At 63.4% G+C, this 20172-nt stretch carries 16 protein-coding genes; 15 read left to right on the top strand and 1 reads right to left on the bottom strand.

What is annotated here, in order from left to right; translation table 11 throughout:
* The first annotated feature begins 13 nt into the window (after window positions 1-13).
* From gloB to P9255_RS14695, 7 genes are all read left to right on the top strand, one after another.
* Window positions 14-865, top strand: coding sequence for a hydroxyacylglutathione hydrolase (gene gloB, locus P9255_RS14725; protein WP_309789955.1), 852 nt, complete (start codon window positions 14-16; stop codon window positions 863-865).
* A 160-nt stretch (window positions 866-1025) separates the two neighbouring features.
* On the top strand, window positions 1026-2672 hold the full coding sequence (locus tag P9255_RS14720; protein WP_309789954.1) for a transglycosylase SLT domain-containing protein: 1647 nt from the start codon (window positions 1026-1028) through the stop codon (window positions 2670-2672).
* 115 nt (window positions 2673-2787) lie between these two features.
* Window positions 2788-4020: an MFS transporter gene (locus P9255_RS14715; protein ID WP_309764422.1), complete on the top strand. Its 1233-nt coding sequence runs from the start codon at window positions 2788-2790 to the stop codon at window positions 4018-4020.
* 349 nt (window positions 4021-4369) lie between these two features.
* Window positions 4370-5512 carry a glutamine-hydrolyzing carbamoyl-phosphate synthase small subunit gene (gene carA, locus P9255_RS14710; RefSeq protein ID WP_309764423.1) on the top strand — a complete coding sequence of 381 codons (1143 nt, stop codon included), beginning with the start codon at window positions 4370-4372 and terminating at the stop codon, window positions 5510-5512.
* A 38-nt stretch (window positions 5513-5550) separates the two neighbouring features.
* The gene (carB, locus tag P9255_RS14705) at window positions 5551-8805 is read left to right on the top strand and encodes a carbamoyl-phosphate synthase large subunit (protein ID WP_309789953.1); all 3255 of its coding nucleotides are present in this window, start codon (window positions 5551-5553) and stop codon (window positions 8803-8805) included.
* Window positions 8806-8918: 113 nt separating this feature from the next.
* Window positions 8919-9395: a transcription elongation factor GreA gene (gene greA, locus P9255_RS14700; protein WP_309764425.1), complete on the top strand. Its 477-nt coding sequence runs from the start codon at window positions 8919-8921 to the stop codon at window positions 9393-9395.
* The gene (locus tag P9255_RS14695; protein ID WP_309789952.1) at window positions 9395-9910 is read left to right on the top strand and encodes a DUF4149 domain-containing protein; all 516 of its coding nucleotides are present in this window, start codon (window positions 9395-9397) and stop codon (window positions 9908-9910) included. The genes greA and P9255_RS14695 overlap by 1 nt, the downstream gene beginning before the upstream one ends.
* 54 nt (window positions 9911-9964) lie before the next feature.
* Here P9255_RS14695 and P9255_RS14690 read toward each other — a convergent pair whose 3' ends face one another.
* Entirely contained in the window at window positions 9965-10504 is a 540-nt protein-coding gene (locus tag P9255_RS14690; RefSeq protein WP_309764427.1) for a YhbY family RNA-binding protein, read from the bottom strand.
* Between the two features lie 366 nt (window positions 10505-10870).
* Here P9255_RS14690 and P9255_RS14685 point away from each other — a divergent pair, with 366 nt between their 5' ends.
* The 8 genes from P9255_RS14685 to pstB all read left to right on the top strand — a co-directional run bounded on the left by P9255_RS14685 (window position 10871) and on the right by pstB (window position 20170).
* The gene (locus P9255_RS14685) at window positions 10871-11545 is read left to right on the top strand and encodes an RlmE family RNA methyltransferase (RefSeq protein ID WP_309764428.1); all 675 of its coding nucleotides are present in this window, start codon (window positions 10871-10873) and stop codon (window positions 11543-11545) included.
* Window positions 11546-11718: 173 nt separating this feature from the next.
* On the top strand, window positions 11719-13605 hold the full coding sequence (gene ftsH / locus P9255_RS14680; protein WP_309764429.1) for an ATP-dependent zinc metalloprotease FtsH: 1887 nt from the start codon (window positions 11719-11721) through the stop codon (window positions 13603-13605).
* A 178-nt stretch (window positions 13606-13783) separates the two neighbouring features.
* Window positions 13784-14584, top strand: coding sequence for a dihydropteroate synthase (gene folP, locus P9255_RS14675; RefSeq protein ID WP_309790756.1), 801 nt, complete (start codon window positions 13784-13786; stop codon window positions 14582-14584).
* Window positions 14585-14697: 113 nt separating this feature from the next.
* Window positions 14698-16056, top strand: coding sequence for a phosphoglucosamine mutase (gene glmM / locus P9255_RS14670; protein ID WP_309789951.1), 1359 nt, complete (start codon window positions 14698-14700; stop codon window positions 16054-16056).
* A 205-nt stretch (window positions 16057-16261) separates the two neighbouring features.
* Window positions 16262-17293: a phosphate ABC transporter substrate-binding protein PstS gene (gene pstS, locus P9255_RS14665; RefSeq protein ID WP_309789950.1), complete on the top strand. Its 1032-nt coding sequence runs from the start codon at window positions 16262-16264 to the stop codon at window positions 17291-17293.
* A 118-nt stretch (window positions 17294-17411) separates the two neighbouring features.
* Window positions 17412-18395, top strand: a complete 984-nt coding sequence (pstC, locus tag P9255_RS14660; RefSeq protein ID WP_309764432.1) for a phosphate ABC transporter permease PstC — start codon at window positions 17412-17414, stop codon at window positions 18393-18395.
* A 50-nt stretch (window positions 18396-18445) separates the two neighbouring features.
* Window positions 18446-19279: a phosphate ABC transporter permease PstA gene (pstA, locus tag P9255_RS14655; protein WP_309765428.1), complete on the top strand. Its 834-nt coding sequence runs from the start codon at window positions 18446-18448 to the stop codon at window positions 19277-19279.
* A gap of 15 nt (window positions 19280-19294) precedes the next feature.
* Complete coding sequence (gene pstB / locus P9255_RS14650; protein WP_309764433.1) at window positions 19295-20170, top strand: phosphate ABC transporter ATP-binding protein PstB; 876 nt, start codon at window positions 19295-19297, stop codon at window positions 20168-20170.
* Window positions 20171-20172: the final 2 nt, after the last annotated feature.

The raw sequence follows: 20172 nt of genomic DNA, 5'->3' as shown, positions 1-20172 counted from the left end.
GGATGCCGCGTAGATGATCGCCATGGATTCACTTGCTGAAGATTCGTCCAAACGCACGCCCAAGCCGGTGCTGGAATACGTGCCCGTCCCGGCGTTCGAAGACAATTACATCTGGATCCTGTCGGATTCGCGCGATGCCGTCGTCATCGACCCGGGCGACGCCGCGCCCGTCGAAGCGTATCTCGCCGAACGCGGCTGGCGGCTGACCGCTATTTTACTCACGCACCATCATCACGACCATGTCGGCGGCGTGAAAGCGCTGCTCGATAGCCGAACGGCAGAGGGCGGCGTACCCGTCTACGGCCCGGCCGGCGAGCGCATCGAGTCTGTGACGGCGCGGCTTTCCGGCGGCGATACGGTGCGCATCGCGCAACCCGCGCTCGAATTGTCGGTCATCGACGTGCCAGGTCACACGGCGGGGCATATCGCTTATTTCCAGCAAGCCGATGCGCGCGGCACGCCGCATCTATTCTGCGGCGATACGCTCTTCGCAAGCGGCTGCGGGCGTCTTTTCGAAGGCACGCCGCAGCAGATGCTCGCTTCGCTCGATTCGCTCGCCGCGCTTCCCGACGACACGCAGGTGCATTGCGCGCACGAGTACACGCTGTCGAACATCCGCTTTGCGCGCGCCTGCGAACCGGAGAGCGCCGCGCTCGCCCGCTGGAACGACGAAGCGCAGACCTTGCGCGCCGCCGGCAAGCCCACGTTGCCGACGACGATCGCTCACGAGAAGGCCGTCAATCCGTTCTTGCGCGTCAACGAGCCGGCAATTCAAGCCACGCTTTCTGCTCAGTCCGGCACGCCGGTCACGGACCGGCTCGACGCATTCCGCGTGATGCGCGGCTGGAAAGACAAGTTCCGCTGAACGCCCGATTTCGCGCAGAACTTCATCCGATACATTGGAAACGGCGTTAGATACAAGATTTTGCAGGGGTTTTGCGCGCATTCTTATTGACGTCCTAGGTGCGGTTCCGTACTATCGGCTCCAAATTTCCAAGCCTCACTTTTTGGAAGCAAAGACGTTCATGCGACTAACACTGAGTGCGCTATCCGTCCTGATGCTGGCCGCCTGCGCCAGTCGGGGACCGACAGCGCCCGCCTCGAGTACCACCTCCGCCACTCCCACCGCCGCCTCGCAGCAAGAAGTCGCCGACACCATTCGCCGCACCGCAGCCGCCAAGGAAACCATCAACGTCAACAAGACGCCCGTCACCTCGCTCGCGGGGTCGGCCGACTTGTGGAGCCGCATCCGCAGCGGCTTTCAGATTCCAGATCTGCAAAGCGACCTCGTCGACATGCAGGCTAACTGGTATGCGCAGCGGCCCGACTACGTCCAGCGCATGACGACGCGTTCGCAGAAGTACCTGTATCACATCGTCGAGGAACTCGAGCAGCGCCATATGCCGACCGAACTGGCGCTGCTGCCGTTCATCGAATCGGCGTTCAACCCGCAGGCGCTGTCGGTGGCCAAGGCGGCGGGCATGTGGCAGTTCGTGCCCGGCACCGGACGCGACTACAACCTCAAGCAGAACATGTGGCAGGACGAGCGGCGTGACGTGCTGGCGTCAACGAGCGCCGCGCTCGATTACCTTTCGCGTCTGCACGACATGTTCGGCGACTGGCATCTCGCGCTCGCCGCATACAACTGGGGCGAGGGCAACGTGCAGCGCGCCATCGCGCGCAACGAAGCGGCCGGCCTGCCGACCGACTACGAAAGCCTGCGCATGCCCAACGAAACGCGCAACTACGTGCCGAAGCTGCAGGCGGTCAAGAACATCGTGGCCAATCCGCAGCAATATGGACTCGCGTTGCCGGATATCCCGAATCACCCGTACTTCGTGACCGTCACGACGGCGCGCGACATCGACGTGACCATGGCCGCGAAGCTCGCCGGCATGAGCGTCGAGGAATTCCGCTCGCTGAATCCGTCGTTCGCCAAGCCGGTCATTCTCGGTGCGACGAACCCGCAGATTCTCCTGCCGTTCGACAACGCCGCTACTTTCCAGCGCAACCTCGGTTCGTACACCGGCGCGCTGTCGTCGTGGACCACGTACACGGTGACGGAGCGGGCGCGTCCTGCGGCCATCGCTGAAAAGATCGGCGTCGACGCGGACACGCTCATGTCCGTCAACCGCATTCCGGCGGGCATGCGTCTGAAGCCGGGATCGACCATCGTCGTGCCGCGCACCGATGACGACGACGAAGACATCAGCGCGGATGTCGCCGCCAACGCTATCCTCGCCGTCGAACGCGACGTGCCGGACACGCGCAAGATGGCCATCCGCGTGCGCCGCAAGCAGACCATCGCCACGCTCGCGGATCGGTACAACGTATCGGTGGCGCAGGTAAAAGCATGGAATCGCACGAGTCGCGACGTTTTCCTGCCGGGGCAGGTCGTCGTGCTGCACGTGCCGTATGGCCGTCCGGTCCCGGCTGAGCCGGGTCCGGTGCGCGTTGAAACCGTGGCGGCGTCGAGCCGTGCGTCGGGCGGCGTGAAGAAGATCGGCACGCGCGTGACGGCGAAAACGCCTCATGGCAAGGCGCCGGGCCATACGCTGACGCGTGTGTCGGCGTCCGGTGGCGCATCGAAAGCGGCCCACAGCAAGCCTGCCGCGCCGAAAGCAACGAAGACCTCGGCCACGCACGCCAGCAGCGCCAAGAGCAAGAAGTAAGCATCAACGGCTTGCCATGCTGCGTTATTCCACGCCGTCACCAAGGTGACGGTGTTTTCATTTGGCGGCACGGTTAAACTGGCAATCCAGAAGAATTAAGCAGGCAATGAATCGCATGCCGTCCTCCGTTCGTCTCCGCGTCTTTCTGCTGTTCGCCGCCGGATACTTCGTCTCGTACGTATTCCGGGGCGTCAATCTCGGCTTCGCTCCGCTGATCACGCACGACCTCGGCCTGTCTGCCGCCGACCTCGGCTTGCTGACGTCGCTGTACTTCATCGGCTTCGCCGTGGCGCAGATTCCTGTCGGCGTGATGCTCGACCATTTCGGGCCACGGCCGGTGACGGCCGGCATGCTCTTGTTCGCGGCGGCTGGAATCTGGGTTTTCGGGGCTTCGCACGGACTGGCCGGCCTGATGGCGGGGCGCTTGCTGATCGGCGTCGGGGTTTCGGTTTGCCTGAGCGCGGCGTTCAAGGCGTCGGCGCAGCATTTTCCCGTCGCGCGGCTGCCGCTCATCAACGGCTTTACGATGGCGGTCGGCGGACTGGGCGGCGTCGTGGTCGGCTCTCCGCTTGCCTCGCTGCTGCATGTCGCGAGCTGGCGGCAGGTTTGCGTGGGCCTCGGCGTCTTCACGATCGCCGTCGCGGCGGCCATCGTCCTGTTCGCGCCGCGCACCGCGGACACTCGCCATCAGGCCGATGTCGTCAGCCAGTTCAAGGGTACGTGGCACATTTTGAAGAGCGCGGCGTTCTGGAAGATCGGTTCTTTCTCGGTCGTGACGCAAGGCGTGTTCTACGCGATGCAATCGCTGTGGATTCGTCCCTATCTGCTGGATGTCATGGGCCTCACGCCCGCGCACGCTGCCGCGCTCGTCTCGGTGCTCGGTTTCGCGATGATGTTCGGCTGCGTCGGTTTCGGCGCGGCGGCGCGCGGGATGGAGCGGCGGGGCGTCACGGTGTACGCCTTCTGCGGTGCCGGAATGGCGCTGTACGTCGCCGTCCAGTTGCTGATGGTCCTGCGCGTGCCGTTGCCGCCAGCGGTGTTGCTTGCGGCTTACGGCATCTTCGGCGGCACCGGGATTCTCAGTTACGCGGTCATGGCCGAGCACTTTCCTTCGCATATGATCGGCCGCGCGAGCACGACGCTCACGCTCGTAATCTTCTTGCTGATCTTCGGGTTTCAGGTCGGTATCGGCGCGATGCTTTCGTTGTGGCCGACCGAGAACGGTCATTTTCCGGCGATCGCGCATCAGACCGTGTGGGCGGTGTTGATCGCGTTGCAGGCGGCGAGCGCCGTGTGGTACATGCTGCCGAGCCGGGCGCTTCGAAAGACCGAGCGGACCGCGTCGTAAGCCTCGTCGAGGAACCGCTCCCGGCATCGACCGCAAGCGGACAATTCCCGAAATATGGCCAAACCGTTGACTTCGCGCTATAATTCGAAGGTTTGAGCATATCAACCCGCACCCTAGCGCCTACCTCCCATTCCCCGTCGTTCGCTGCGCCTGGCAGCGCGCGCCGCACGCCGCCGATCGTCCGCTTCGATACTCCGCTTGCCGCGCGCAAGTGGGCCGCTTCGAGCCACGATGCCCGCCTGTGAGCCGCCGCCATCGTGCTAAGGAAAGCCGTGCTCCGCGAGCGCGGTCCCAAGCCTGAATTTCGGACAGACAGGTCGGTAACAGGGTGTTCCCCAAGGAGCTTCCCGTGTTGCCGTCATTCTCCCCCGCATTACTCGCACTTGCCGACGGCACGGTCTTTCGTGGTCATTCCATCGGCGCGGCCGGTTCGACGATCGGCGAAGTGGTGTTCAACACCGCCATCACCGGCTATCAGGAAATCCTGACGGATCCGAGCTATGCCCGCCAGATCGTCACGCTGACGTATCCGCATATCGGCAATGTCGGCGTGAACGCCGAAGACGTCGAAGCCACCAAAGTCCATGCCGCCGGTCTCATCATCCGAGACCTGCCGGTGCTGGCCTCGAACTTCCGGTCCGAGCAGACCCTTTCCGATTATCTGAAGGCGCAGGGCGTCGTCGGCATTGCGGGCCTCGACACACGCAAACTCACGCGCGTGCTGCGCGACAAGGGTGCGCAGAACGGCTGCATTCTCGCCGGCAGCGACGACGAAGCCGAAGCGCTGCGTCTCGCGCGCTCGTTCCCCGGACTCGCCGGCATGGACCTCGCGAAAGTCGTGTCCACGCAGGAGCGTTACGAGTGGACCCAAAGCGAATGGCGCCTCGGCAGCGGCTATGGCGAGCAGAAGTCGCCTGAATTCCGCGTCGTCGCATTCGATTACGGCGTCAAGTACAACATTCTTCGCATGCTGGCCGAGCGCGGCTGCCACGTCACGGTGCTGCCGGCGCAGGCCAGCGCCGCCGATGCGCTCGCGCTCAATCCGGACGGCATCTTCCTGTCGAATGGCCCCGGCGATCCGGAACCGTGCGACTACGCCATCCGCGCGACGCGCGAATTCATCGAGCGCGGCATTCCGACGTTCGGCATCTGCCTCGGGCATCAGATCATGGGCCTTGCCGTCGGCGCCAGGACGACCAAGATGAAGACCGGCCACCACGGCGCGAATCATCCGGTGAAGGACATGGAAGACGGCCGCGTGGTCATTACGTCGCAGAATCACGGCTTCGCGGTCGACGCGGCCACGCTGCCCGCGAACGCGAAGGTCACGCATGTCTCGCTCTTCGACGGCACGCTGCAAGGCTTCGCGCTGACCGACAAGCCGGCGTTCTGCTTCCAGGGCCATCCGGAAGCGTCGCCGGGGCCGCACGACATCGCGTATCTGTTCGACCGCTTCATCAAGCTGATGAAGTCGGCGAAGGTCGCTGCCTGATAACGAACAGAAACCGTAAATAGACATCGAGAGCAGTTATGCCGAAGCGCACAGACATCAAGAGCATCCTCATTATCGGCGCGGGCCCGATCATCATCGGCCAGGCGTGCGAGTTCGACTATTCGGGCGCGCAGGCGTGCAAGGCGCTGCGTGAGGAAGGCTACAAGGTCATCCTCGTCAACAGCAATCCGGCGACGATCATGACCGACCCGAACACGGCGGACGTGACCTACATCGAGCCGATCTCATGGGAAGTGGTCGAGCGCATCATCGCGAAGGAGCGTCCGGACGCGATCCTGCCGACCATGGGCGGCCAGACCGCGCTGAACTGCGCGCTCGACCTGTTCCATCACGGCGTGCTGGCGAAGTACAACGTCGAACTGATCGGCGCGTCGCCGGAAGCCATCGACAAGGCAGAAGACCGCCAGAAGTTCAAGGACGCGATGACGAAGATCGGCCTCGGTTCGGCCAAGTCGGGCATCGCGCATTCGATGGAAGAAGCGCTCGCCGTGCAGGCGCAGATCGCCGAGGCAACGGGCAGCGGCGGTTATCCGACCGTGATTCGTCCTTCGTTCACGCTCGGCGGCTCCGGCGGCGGCATCGCCTATAACAAGGAAGAGTTCGAAGAAATCTGCCGCCGCGGTCTCGATCTTTCGCCGACGCGCGAACTGCTGATCGAAGAATCCCTGCTCGGCTGGAAAGAGTACGAGATGGAAGTCGTCCGCGATAAGAAGGACAACTGCATCATCGTGTGCTCGATCGAGAACCTTGACCCGATGGGCGTCCATACCGGCGATTCCATCACCGTCGCGCCTGCGCAGACGCTGACCGACAAGGAGTATCAGGTTCTGCGCAATGCGTCGCTCGCGGTGCTGCGCGAAATCGGCGTGGATACGGGCGGCTCCAACGTTCAATTCGCGATCAATCCGAAGGACGGCCGTATGGTCGTCATCGAGATGAATCCGCGTGTGTCGCGTTCGTCGGCGCTGGCATCGAAGGCAACCGGTTTCCCGATCGCGAAGGTCGCGGCGAAGCTCGCCTGCGGCTACACGCTCGACGAACTCAAGAACGAAATCACCGGCGGACAGACGCCGGCATCGTTCGAGCCGACCATCGACTATGTCGTGACGAAGGTGCCGCGCTTCGCCTTCGAGAAATTCCGCGAAGCCGATTCGCGCCTGACCACGCAGATGAAATCCGTCGGCGAAGTGATGGCGATGGGCCGCACGTTCCAGGAGTCGTTCCAGAAGGCGCTGCGCGGGCTGGAAGTCGGCGTCGACGGGCTCGATGAAAAGACCACGAGCCGCGACGAAGTCATCCGCGAGATCGGGGAGCCGGGTCCCGACCGCATCTGGTATCTCGGCGATGCGTTCCGCCTCGGTCTCACGCAAGAGGAAATCTTCGAAGAGACGTCGATCGATCCGTGGTTTCTCGCGCAGATCGAACAGATCATCCTGAAGGAAAAGGCGCTCGAAGGCCGCACGCTCGAGAGCCTGAGCCGCGACGAACTGCTGTATCTGAAGCGCAGCGGTTTCTCCGACCGGCGCCTCGCGAAGTTGACCGGCTCGAACCAGGCCGACGTGCGCAAGAAGCGTCACGCGCTGCACGTGCGCCCGGTGTACAAGCGCGTCGATACCTGCGCGGCCGAATTCGCGACGAAGACCGCGTACATGTACTCGACGTATGAAGAAGAGTGCGAAGCGAATCCGACGGACAAAAAGAAGATCATGGTGCTCGGCGGCGGGCCGAACCGGATCGGGCAGGGCATCGAGTTCGACTACTGCTGCGTGCACGCCGCGCTGGCCATGCGCGAAGACGGCTATGAAACCATCATGGTCAACTGCAATCCGGAAACCGTATCGACCGACTACGACACGTCGGATCGCCTGTACTTCGAATCGCTGACGCTGGAAGACGTGCTGGAAATCGTCGATCTGGAAAAGCCGGTCGGCGTGATCGTGCAATACGGCGGCCAGACGCCGCTCAAGCTCGCGCTCGACCTCGAGGCGAATGGCGTGCCGATCATCGGTACGTCGCCGGACATGATCGACGCAGCCGAAGATCGTGAGCGCTTCCAGAAGCTGCTGAAGGACCTCGACCTCCGCCAGCCGCCGAACCGCACCGCGCGCGCCGAGGAAGAAGCGCTCGCACTGGCCGACGAAATCGGCTATCCGCTGGTCGTGCGTCCGTCGTACGTGCTCGGCGGCCGCGCGATGGAAATCGTCCATGAGCCGCGCGACCTCGAACGTTACATGCGCGAGGCGGTGAAGGTATCGAACGATTCGCCGGTGCTACTGGACCGCTTCCTGAACGATGCGATCGAATGCGATGTCAACTGCATCTCGGACGGCGAGGCCGTGTTCATCGGCGGTGTGATGGAGCACATCGAACAGGCGGGCGTGCATTCCGGCGATTCGGCCTGTTCGCTGCCGCCGTACTCGCTGTCGAAGGAAACCGTTGACGAGCTGAAGCGTCAGACCGCCGCAATGGCGAAGGCGCTGAACGTGGTCGGTCTGATGAACGTGCAGTTCGCGATCCAGCAGGTTCCGCAGGACGATGGCTCGAAGAAGGATGTCATCTACGTGCTCGAAGTGAACCCGCGCGCATCGCGCACGGTGCCTTACGTGTCGAAGGCGACGAGCCTGCCGCTCGCGAAGATCGCCGCACGCGCGATGGTCGGCCAGACGCTCGCGCAGCAGGGCGTGACCAAGGAAGTCGTGCCGCCGTACTTCAGCGTGAAGGAGGCTGTGTTCCCGTTCATCAAGTTCCCGGCGGTCGATCCTGTGCTCGGGCCGGAGATGCGTTCGACCGGCGAGGTGATGGGCGTTGGCCGGACGTTCGGCGAAGCGCTTTTCAAGTCGCAGCTGGCAGCGGGTTCGCGCCTGCCGGAATCGGGCACCGTGCTCATCACCGTGATGGACGCCGACAAGCCGAAGGCCGTCGAAGTGGCGAGCATGCTGCACGAGCTCGGCTACCCGATCGTCGCGACGAAGGGCACGGCGGCGGCCATCGCGGCAGCGGGCGTGCCGGTGAAGGTCGTCAACAAGGTGAAGGACGGCCGGCCGCATATCGTCGACATGATCAAGAACGGCGAGATCGCGCTCGTCTTCACGACCGTCGACGAAACCCGCGCGGCCATCGCGGATTCGCGTTCCATCCGCATGAGCGCGCAGGCCAACAAGGTCACGTACTACACGACCATGTCCGGCGCGCGCGCGGCGGTCGAGGGCCTGCGTTACCTGCGCGATTTGGAAGTCTATGATTTACAAGGCTTGCATGCTCGCCTAAACTAAGGCTTCGATTACTGGTCCAAGCATCACGAGCCGCGGTTAAGCGGCGTCTCCTCGGTTTCGGGAGATGCGCTTAACCGCGGTAATTTTTTGAAGTTTTTGTTTCTGGGTTGTCTATGAGCACGATTCCCTTGACGAAGCGCGGCGCGGAGTTGCTGCGCGACGAATTGCAACGCCTGAAGGCTGTCGAGCGTCCGGCGGTCATCAACGCGATCGCGGAAGCGCGCGCGCAGGGCGATCTGTCCGAAAACGCGGAATACGACGCCGCGAAGGAAAAGCAGGGGTTCATCGAGGGCCGCATCGCGGAAATCGAATCCAAGCTGGCCGCCGCGCAGGTGATCGACCCGACAACGGTCGACGCCGATGGCCGTGTCGTGTTCGGCGCAACGGTGGAACTGGAAGACCTCGAATCGGGCGATACCGTCACCTATCAGATCGTTGGCGACGACGAAGCGGATATCGACCACGGCCTCATTTCGGTCAGCTCGCCGATCGCGCGGGCGCTCATTTCGAAGTCGGAAGGCGATGTCGCGTCGGTGCAGGCGCCGGGCGGCGCGCGCGAGTACGAAATTATCGCGGTTCGCTACGTCTGATGGCGCACCGGCTCTTTCGCATCGTCACGATGATCTGGGTCGGCAGCCTGCTGACCCTCGGCCTCGTCGCCGCGCCCGTTCTCTTCTCGATGCTCGACCGCGCGGCGGCCGGATCGGTCGCGGCGCAGTATTTCCGCATCGAGGCGTTCGTCGGCGTGGTGAGTGCGCTGATCCTGATCCTGATCGGCAATCGCTTCGTGAAAAGCGGGATTGCCGACTACAAGCGCGTGCGGTGGATTGTCGCGGTAATGCTCGGCTGCGTGCTCTTCGGCTACTTCGCGTTGCAGCCGTTCATGGAATCGCTGCGAGTGGCCGCGCAGGAAACGGGCGTCGCGCTGGCCGACTCGCCGTATGCGAAGCAGTTCGGCATTTTGCATGGCGTGTCGAGCGCCATCTATCTGATTCAGTGCCTGTTCGGCGTTGCGCTGGTGTGGCGCCTGCCGGGCAACGCGCCGACCGCCATCGTGCCGAAGAACAAGTCGGCGAAGATGGCCGCCAAGCGCGCGCGAAGCTAAATCCGGGTTCGTCGATGGCGCGCGGACGGTTCGTCAGAGCCCGCGCCCCATCGATCACTTCACGCTTTGATGCTGGCGCTTGGAACTGGCCTGACGCTTTTTGGCGCGCTTGACGTTGCCGCCCGCCGTCACGCGCTCGTTGCCAAGCACTTTCAGCGTCTGTTTTTTCGGCTTCTTGAAGGCGGGGGCATCGCGCGAAATCTTCACGGCCTTGACGATGCGCGGCGCGCGACCCTTGGCGGGACGCTCGGCAGCTTCTCCAGCGCTCGGCGGCATCGTGCTGCGCGTGCGTTCGCCGCGGCTTTTGGCGGGCGCTCCGCCTTCCGGTCGCCAGATCACGAGCAGTTTGCCGATGTGCTGAATCGGCGCGGCGTTCAGGCGATCGCAGATTTCGTCGTAGATTGCGACGCGGGCTTCGCGTTCGTCGCCGAACACGCGGATCTTGATCAGCTGGTGCGCATCCAGGTGCACGCCGATTTCCTTCAGCACGGCGTCCGTCAGACCCTCCGCGCCGACGAGCACGACGGGCTTGAGCGCGTGGGCCTGGGAGCGCAAGTCGGAGCGCTGGGCAGGGGAAAGTTCAAGTGCTGGCATGAGAAATTTGGGACTCGACTAAAATGGGCGGCGCTCGATGCGCGCTTCATGAGCGCTTTCATGGGCGCTTGGCGCCAGGCGGCATGCTGAAACGCGAAGGGCGGAAAAAGCCCGTACCGGAGCGATCTGGCGCAGCGTGCCTGGACGCCGCGCAAACAAAATAGGCCGGATACGCGATTGCCAGGCGCATGGGAGCACCCGCGGAAACGTTCCGGCCGACAAGACGCGTATTATCCGCTAAAAGCATCGCGCGTTGCAGCAAGATTGCCGCGCAATCGTCACAGTACACGCATCCGCGCCACGTCCGGCGCGCAACAGCAACCCTTCGGACAAGCGCGCGACGCGCGCAGCATGAGTTCAGCTTGAATGGCAAAGAATCGCTTTAATCAGTCGTGGTTGCATGACCACATCAACGATCCCTATGTGAAGATGGCGCAGCGCGAGGGCTATCGCGCGCGCGCGGCGTACAAGCTGAAGGAGATCGACGAGCAGGACAAGCTCATCCGGCCCGGTCAGGTGATCGTCGATCTGGGTTCGACGCCCGGAAGCTGGAGCCAGTATGCGCGCAACAAGCTCGCGCAGGGTTCGAAGCGCGACGCGCAGCGGGAAGGCGGCATCGACGGCACGATTATCGCGCTCGATATCCTGCCGATGGAGCCGATCGCGGACGTCACGTTCATCCAGGGCGACTTTCGTGAAGACACGGTACTGGCGCAACTCGATGAAATCGTCGGCGAGCGCCAGGTAGACCTTGTAATCTCCGACATGGCCCCCAACCTGTCCGGCGTGGCAAGTGCGGATGCGGCGCGGATCGAGCATCTTTGCGATCTGGCGCTGGAATTTGCGCAAAACCACCTGAAACCGGAAGGTGCGCTGCTAGTCAAATGTTTTCATGGCAGCGGTTATAGCCAGATCGTCGAGAAGTTCAAGCACCAGTTCAAAGTGGTGGCGCCGCGCAAGCCCAAGGCCTCTCGCGACAAGTCGTCCGAGACTTTTATTCTCGGGCGGCGGCTCAAACATCCGGCTGCGGGACCCGTTTAGACTGCCTCGGCGAAAATCGGCGATATTTTCACCGAATATGCCGAAAAAAGACCATCTGCCGCTATTTAAGCGGTAGTTAAACCTTATGGCAGGGGTTAGCGGTCTGGATTAGAATGCTTTGGTGGCGCTGCAAGGTTTATGTAGGCGCCCGTCTATGAGTGAGGAGTGGTGCTTTGAACAACAATATGTTCTCTAAAGCGGCAGTGTGGCTCGTGATCGCACTGGTGCTGTTTACGGTGTTCAAGCAGTTCGATAAGCCCCGCGTCCAGGAAGGCGTGTCGTATTCGCAGTTCATGGACGACGCGAAGAACGGCAAAGTCAAGAACGTCACCGTTCAGGGCCGCAATCTCACGGTCACTCCGAACGACGGCCAGAAATACCAGATCGTCTCCCCGGGCGACATCTGGATGGTCGGCGATCTGATGAAATACGGCGTTCAGGTCAGCGGCAAGGCTGACGATGAACCGAACGCGCTCGTCTCCGCGCTGTACTACCTCGGGCCGACCATCCTGATCATCGGCTTCTGGTTCTACATGATGAGGCAGATGCAGGGCGGCGGCAAAGGCGGGGCGTTTTCGTTCGGCAAGTCGCGGGCGCGGCTGATCGACGAGAACAACAACGCAATCAATTTCACCGACGTAGCCGGTTGCGACGAAGCGAAGGAAGAAGTCTCCGAACTGGTCGACTTCCTGCGTGACCCGCAGAAATTCCAGAAGCTCGGCGGTCGCATCCCGCGTGGCGTGCTGCTGGTCGGCCCTCCGGGTACGGGTAAGACGCTGCTGGCTCGCGCCATCGCCGGCGAGGCGAAGGTGCCGTTCTTCAGCATTTCGGGTTCGGACTTCGTGGAAATGTTCGTCGGCGTGGGCGCGGCTCGCGTTCGCGACATGTTCGAGCAGGCGAAGAAGCATGCGCCGTGTATCGTGTTCATCGACGAAATCGACGCGGTCGGCCGTCATCGCGGCGCCGGCATGGGCGGCGGTAACGACGAGCGCGAGCAGACGCTGAACCAGATGCTTGTCGAAATGGATGGCTTCGAGGCGAACTCCGGCGTCATCGTCATCGCCGCGACCAACCGTTCGGACGTGCTGGACAAGGCGCTGCTGCGTCCGGGCCGTTTCGACCGCCAGGTGTACGTCGGTCTGCCGGATATCCGTGGCCGCGAGCACATCATGAAGGTGCACCTGCGCAAGGTGCCGATCGCGAACGACGTCGACGCATCGGTCATCGCGCGCGGCACACCGGGCTTCTCGGGCGCGGACCTCGCGAACCTCGTCAACGAAGCGGCGCTGTTCGCGGCGCGTCGGGGCAAGCGCATCGTCGAGATGCAGGACTTCGAAGACGCGAAGGACAAGATCTTTATGGGTCCGGAGCGCAAGTCGGCTGTGATGCGCGAAGAAGAGCGTCGCAACACGGCGTATCACGAGTCGGGACACGCGGTGGTGGCGAAGCTGCTGCCGCATGCCGACCCGGTGCACAAGGTCACGATTATGCCGCGAGGCTGGGCTTTGGGCGTGACGTGGCAGTTGCCGGAGCATGATCGCGTGAACCTGTATCGCGACAAGATGCTGGAAGAAATTGCCATCCTGTTCGGCGGCCGTGCGGCGGAAGAAGTATTCATGAACTCGATGTCGACCGGTGCTTCGAACGACTTCGAGCGCGCGACGAAGATGGCGCGCGACATGGTGACGCGTTACGGCATGTCGGACGTCCTCGGCACGATGGTGTACGTCGATACCGAAGAGAACGGCATGTTCGGCAAGATGGGCGCGAAGTCGGTTTCGGAAGCCACGCAGCAGAAGGTCGACGCGGAAATCCGCCGAATCCTCGACGAACAGTACGCGCTCGCTCGCAAGCTGCTGGAAGACAACCGCGACAAGGTCGAAGCCATGACCAAGGCGCTGCTCGAATGGGAAACCATCGACGCGGACCAGATCAGCGACATCATGGCGGATCGTCCGCCGCGTCCGCCGAAGAACCTGCCGCCGCCGTCCGGCGACACGCCCTCGGGCGGCAATAGCGGCAACGAGGTGAAACCGGGCAACGCAACAGCGCCGGCATAACTTCTCCGAGTCTGACAATGGGCCGGTGTGCAACGCACGCCGGCCCATTTTTGCTTTGAGGCTCGCGTTTCGTCACTTGCTTTGCAGGCATCGCTTGACTACACCTTCCCGACACCCCGTCTCCTCGCAGCCGCTGCGGTGCGGCCGCTTCACGCTCAGCTTCGACCGTCCGCTGGTGATGGGCATTCTCAACGTCACGCCGGACTCGTTCTCCGATGGCGGGCGCTTCCTGTCCCGCGACGCCGCGCTTGCGCGTGCCGAACAGATGATCGCCGATGGCGCCGACATGATCGACATCGGCGGCGAATCGACGCGTCCCGGCGCGCCCCCCGTGCCGCTCGCCGACGAACTGGCGCGTGTGGTTCCGATCGTCGAGGCGCTGCGTGCGGTTTCTGTCCCGCTATCCGTCGATACCTATAAGCCCGCCGTGATGCGCGCCGCGCTCGATGCCGGCGCGGACATGATCAACGACATCTGGGGTTTCCGTCAGGACGGCGCAATCGATGCCGTGAAGGACAGGCAATGCGGCCTGTGCGTGATGCACATGCTCGGCGAGCCGCGCACGATGCAACTCCACGAGCCGGTCTACGAGGACGTCGTCGCTTCCGTGCGCGATTTCTTCGCCGAACGTGTCTCGGCCCTGAACGCCGCAGGCGTAGCGGCGGACCGCATCAGCCTCGATCCCGGCTACGGTTTCGGAAAGACCATCGGGCATAATTACGCGCTACTTGCCGAACTCACCGCGACGTTGCCAGCGGGCACGCTTTTCCCGTTGCTCGCCGGCATGTCGCGCAAGTCGATGCTGGGCGGCGTAACCGGGCGTGGGGCGGGTGAACGCCTGGCTGCGAGCCTCGCGGCGGCGGTATGCGCGGCGGAGCGCGGCGCGGCGATCATCCGCGTTCACGACGTCGCCGAAACCGTCGACGCGCTGAAAGTCTGGCAGGCCACCAAAGACGCAGCCCTTCGCGGGCATCATTGAAAACCGGCTTCGAATCTGGCAGAACTGCCGCGCAGGCGCTCGCTGGCAGCGTAGTCAACATACACCGCGGACCACAACAGGCGCCAAAAGTCCGCGCGGAGGGTCAAACAACGATGGCACGACGATACTTTGGAACTGACGGCATCCGTGGGCGCGTCGGCGCGGCCCCGATCACGCCGGACTTCGTCCTCAAGCTCGGCTACGCCGCCGGCAAGGTGCTTGCCGGCGCGGACCGGTCGCCGCAGAAGGGCAACCGGCCGACGGTGCTGATCGGCAAGGACACGCGGGTTTCGGGTTACATGCTCGAAGCCGCGCTCGAATCCGGCTTTTCGGCTGCGGGCGTCGACGTGATGCTGGCCGGCCCGATGCCGACGCCGGGCGTCGCGTATCTGACGCGGGCGCTGCGGCTCGCGGCGGGCGTGGTGATCAGCGCGTCGCACAATCCGTACGACGACAACGGCATCAAGTTCTTCTCCGCCGACGGCAACAAGCTCCCCGACGAAGTCGAACTGCAGATCGAAGCGCAGCTCGAGCAGCCGATGGAATGTGCGCCGTCCGAGCGTCTCGGCAAGGCGCGCCGTCTCGACGACGCGGGCGGCCGCTACATCGAGTTCTGCAAGAGCACGTTCCCCGCGAGCTTCGACCTTCGCGGCGTGAAGATCGTGCTGGACTGCGCGCACGGCGCCGCGTACGACGTCGCGCCGCACGTGTTCCACGAACTGGGCGCGGAAGTCGTGTCCATCGGCGTGTCGCCGAATGGCTTCAACATCAACGACGGCGTCGGCGCCACCGCGCCCGATGCGCTCGTGCGCGCGGTAAAGGAGCACGGCGCGGATATCGGCATCGCGCTGGATGGCGACGCGGATCGCCTGCAGGTCGTCGATTCGACCGGCCGTCTCTACAACGGCGACGAGTTGCTCTACGTGCTGGTGAAGGACCGCATCGCGACGCACGGCAAGGTCGAAGGCGCGGTCGGCACGCTGATGACCAACATGGCGGTCGAAGTAGCGCTGCAAGAGGCGGGCGTGCAGTTCGTGCGCGCCGCGGTCGGCGACCGCTACGTGCTCGAGAAATTGCGCGAACACGGCTGGCAGCTCGGCGCGGAAGGCTCCGGCCACATTCTGTCGCTCGACAGGCATTCGACCGGCGACGGCATCGTCTCCGCGCTCCTCGTGCTCGCGGCGGTCAAGCGGAGCGGCAAGTCGATCGCCGACCTGCTCGACGGCGTGAGCCTCTTCCCGCAAAAGCTGATCAACGTGCGCATGAGTCCCGGCGCGGACTGGAAAAAGAGCGACGAAATTCGCCGCGCGGTCGAACAGGCCGAGCGGGCGCTCGAGTCGCACGGGCGCGTGCTGATCCGCGCATCCGGCACGGAGCCGGTGTTGCGCGTGATGGTGGAAGCCGCCGCCCAGCAGGACGCGATCCGGCACGCGGAAACGATTGCGCAAGTCGTCAGGGACGTGACTGCGTAGCGTTCGACGCGATCCAGGCAGATCCAGACAAAGCGGGCTTCGGCCCGCTTTTTTCATGTCCGCGCGCGCCCGGCAAGTGACCGCTCGATCGACTTTCAGGCCGTAAGTTCACTGTCACGCAGGCATCACGAAACGTCATATTACTGTCACAGAGTCCGCCTATATTTCGCCGTGTCGTACACACGCTCACAACTCTGGAGGTCTCATGAAATTGATGCACACCGCGCTGGCTGCCGTGATTGGCGCAATGTTCGCCATCTCTGCGCAAGCGGCCGATATCACCGGCGCGGGCAGTACCTTCGCAGCTCCGATCTACACCAAGTGGGCAGACGCTTATCAGAAAAGCGGCGGCGGCAAGGTCAACTACCAGGGCATCGGTTCCTCGGGCGGCATCAAGCAGATCGTCGCCAAGACCGTGGATTTCGCCGGCTCGGATGCTCCGCTGAAGGACGACCAGCTCGCGAAGGACGGCCTCTTCCAGTTTCCGACGGTGGTCGGCGGCGTGGTGCCGGTCATCAACGTGCCCGGCGTGAAGGCGGGCGAAGTCATCCTGTCGGGCGAAGTGCTCGGCGACATCTATCTCGGCAAGATCAAGAAGTGGAACGACCCGGCAATCGCCGCGCTCAATCCGAAGGTCAAGCTGCCGGATACGGACATTGCCGTCGTGCGCCGCGCGGACGGCTCGGGCACGAGCTTCATCTGGACGAACTATCTGTCGAAGGTGAACGCCGAGTGGAAGTCGAAGGTCGGCGAAGGTTCGACGGTCAACTGGCCGACCGGCACGGGCGGCAAGGGCAACGACGGCGTCGCGGCTTTCGTGCAGCGTCTGCCGGGCGCGATCGGCTACGTCGAATGGGCGTACGCGAAGCAGAACAAGATGACCTACGTCGGCATGAAGAATTCGGCGGGCACGGTCGTCGAGCCGGAAACGAAGACGTTCAAGGCGGCCGCTGCTGGCGCGGACTGGTCGAAGTCGTTCTACCAGATCCTAACCAACGAGCAGGGCAAGGACGCATGGCCGATCGTCGGCGCGACCTTCGTGTTGCTGCACTCAACGCAAGACAAGGCGGCGCAGGGCACCGAGACGCTGAAGTTCTTCGACTGGGCGTTCAAGAACGGCGGTCAGGCGGCGAACGATCTCGATTACATCTCGCTGCCGGAGTCGGTCGTGGCGGAAATCCGCTCGCAATGGAAGGCGAAGGTGAAGGACGCGGCGGGCAAGCCGGTCGCGGAGTAAGCAGTACGCGGAGTTTGAAACTGTCCTAAGCTGCACAGGCGGGACGGCAGCAACACCAAGCCGCGCGGCGCGCTAGAAGCCGCCGCGCGGTCTGACACGCAGCGTAACCAAGGCTCCCATGTCGGACATCAACCTCGCGTCGGCACCCCCGGCGGCGCACGCGCAGCGCGCCCCCGGCCGCATCGGCGACATCGTTTTCGGCGGCATCACGCGGCTCGCAGCCGTGGTGACGCTGCTTCTCCTCGGCGGCATCATCGTCTCGCTGATCGTCGCGTCGATGCCGACCATTGAAAAATTCGGGCTCAGCTTTCTGTGGCGCGCCGACTGGGATCCGCCCAGCGACAGCTTCGGCGCGCTCGTGCCGATTTACGGCACCATCGCCACGTCGATCATCGCGCTCATCATCGCCGTGCCGGTGAGCTTCGGCATCGCGCTCTTCCTGACGGAACTGTCGCCCACGTGGCTGCGCCGGCCGCTCGGCGTGGCGATCGAACTGCTCGCGGCGATCCCTTCGATCGTCTACGGCATGTGGGGCCTGCTCGTGTTCGCGCCGATCTTCGCGAAATACTTCGAGAAGCCGCTCGGCGCGCTGCTCGGCGGCGTGCCGCTGATCGGCGCGCTGTTCCAGGGGCCGCCCATCGGCATCGGCATCCTGTGCGCAGGCGTCATCCTCGCGATCATGATCATCCCGTACATCGCCTCGGTGATGCGCGACGTGTTCGAAGTCACGCCCGTGCTGCTGAAGGAATCGGCATACGGCATCGGCTGCACGACGTGGGAGGTGATGTGGAAAATCGTGTTGCCTTACACGCGCGCCGGTGTGATCGGCGGCGTCATGCTCGGTCTCGGGCGCGCGCTCGGCGAGACGATGGCCGTGACCTTCGTGATCGGCAACACGAATCTGCTCGATAACGTGTCGCTGTTTTCGCCGGGCAACAGCATCACGTCCGCGCTCGCCAACGAGTTCGCGGAAGCGAGCCCCGGCCTGCACACATCGGCGCTGATGGAGCTCGGCCTGATTCTTTTCGTCATCACGTTCTTCGTGCTCGCGCTCTCGAAGCTGATGCTCTTGCGCATGGAACGCGGGGAGGGTGCGAAGTGAACCGTCCCGCTACGTTCGATCAGGACCACGACCGCGTGCAGGCGACGCGCATGAAACTGCAGCGCCGCCGTCGCGGCACCAATGCGATTGCGCTGACGCTGTCGCTCGCGGCGATGGCCTTCGGCCTCGTGTGGCTCGTGTGGATTCTCTTCACGACGCTGAAGCTCGGCGTCTCCGGCTTGTCGATGGATCTCTTCACGCAATCGACGCCCCCGCCGAACACCGATGGCGGCGGTCTCGCGAACGCGATCGTCGGCAGTCTGATGCTCGTCGTGCTCGCGACATGCGTCGGCACGCCGCTCGGCATCCTCGCGGGCGTCTATCTCGCGGAATACGGGCAAAAGCGCTGGCTCGCGAACATCACGCGCTTCATCAACGACATCCTGCTGTCCGCGCCGTCGATCGTCGTGGGCCTCTTCGTGTATGCGCTCGTCGTCGCGAAGATGGGGCGTTTCTCCGGCTGGGCGGGCGTGATCGCGCTGGCGCTGCTGCAGATTCCGATCGTCATCCGCACGACCGAGAACATGCTGAAGCTCGTGCCGAACGCATTGCGCGAAGCGGCGTTCGCGCTCGGCACGCCGAAGTGGAAGATGGTGATGTCGATCACGCTGAAGGCATCGGTGGGCGGCATCGTCACCGGTGTGCTGCTGGCGGTGGCGCGCATCGCCGGGGAAACCGCGCCGCTTCTTTTCACGGCGTTGTCGAACCAGTTTTTCTCGATGGACATGAATCAGCCGGTGGCCAATCTGCCGGTGACGATCTACAAGTTCGCAATGAGTCCGTTCCCGCAATGGCAAGTGCTCGCGTGGGCCGGTGTGTTCCTGATTACGCTCGGCGTGCTGGGTCTGAATATCCTGGCGCGTGCGATCTTCACGAAGAAATAAGGGCGGAGTGATTCCATGAATCTGGTCGAAAGTGGTGTCAACCACCTTGAATCGCAGACTCGCAACGCGAGCATCGAACGCGGTCCGGCACCCGGCAGCGTGCGCCCGGCGCACGCTTCGCAGCCCGCCGATTCCATCAAGCCGAAGATCGAGGTCAACAATCTCAACTTCTTCTACAACAAGTATCACGCGCTGAAGAACATCAACCTGCGCATTCCCGAAAAGAAGGTGACGGCGTTCATCGGTCCGTCCGGATGCGGCAAGTCCACGCTTCTTCGCACGTTCAACAAGATGTACGCGCTCTATCCGGAGCAGCGCGCGGAAGGCGAGATTCTGATGGACGGCGCGAACCTGCTCGAGACCACGCGCGACATCTCGCTCTTGCGCGCGCGCATCGGCATGGTGTTCCAGAAGCCGACGCCGTTTCCCATGTCCATCTACGACAACATCGCGTTCGGCGTGAAGATGTTCGAGCAACTGTCGCGCTCGGAGATGGACGACCGCGTCGAATGGGCGCTCACGAAGGCCGCGCTCTGGACCGAAGTGAAGGACAAGCTGCAGCAGAGCGGCTACGGTCTGTCGGGCGGGCAGCAACAGCGTCTGTGCATTGCGCGCGGCATCGCGATTCGTCCGGAAGTGCTGTTGCTCGACGAACCCTGTTCCGCGCTCGATCCGATCTCGACGGGCCGCATCGAAGAGTTGATCGCGGAGTTGAAGAACGACTACACGGTCGTGATCGTCACCCACAACATGCAGCAGGCGGCGCGCTGCTCGGACTACACTGCCTATATGTACCTTGGTGAACTGATCGAGTTCGGCGATACCGAGAAGATCTTCATCAAGCCCGCCCGCAAAGAGACGGAAGACTACATCACGGGCCGGTTCGGCTAAAA

It is taken from the genome of Caballeronia sp. LZ019, assembly GCF_031450825.1.
Classification (GTDB): Bacteria; Pseudomonadota; Gammaproteobacteria; order Burkholderiales; family Burkholderiaceae; genus Caballeronia.
This window is presented reverse-complemented; position numbering and strand designations above follow the sequence as displayed.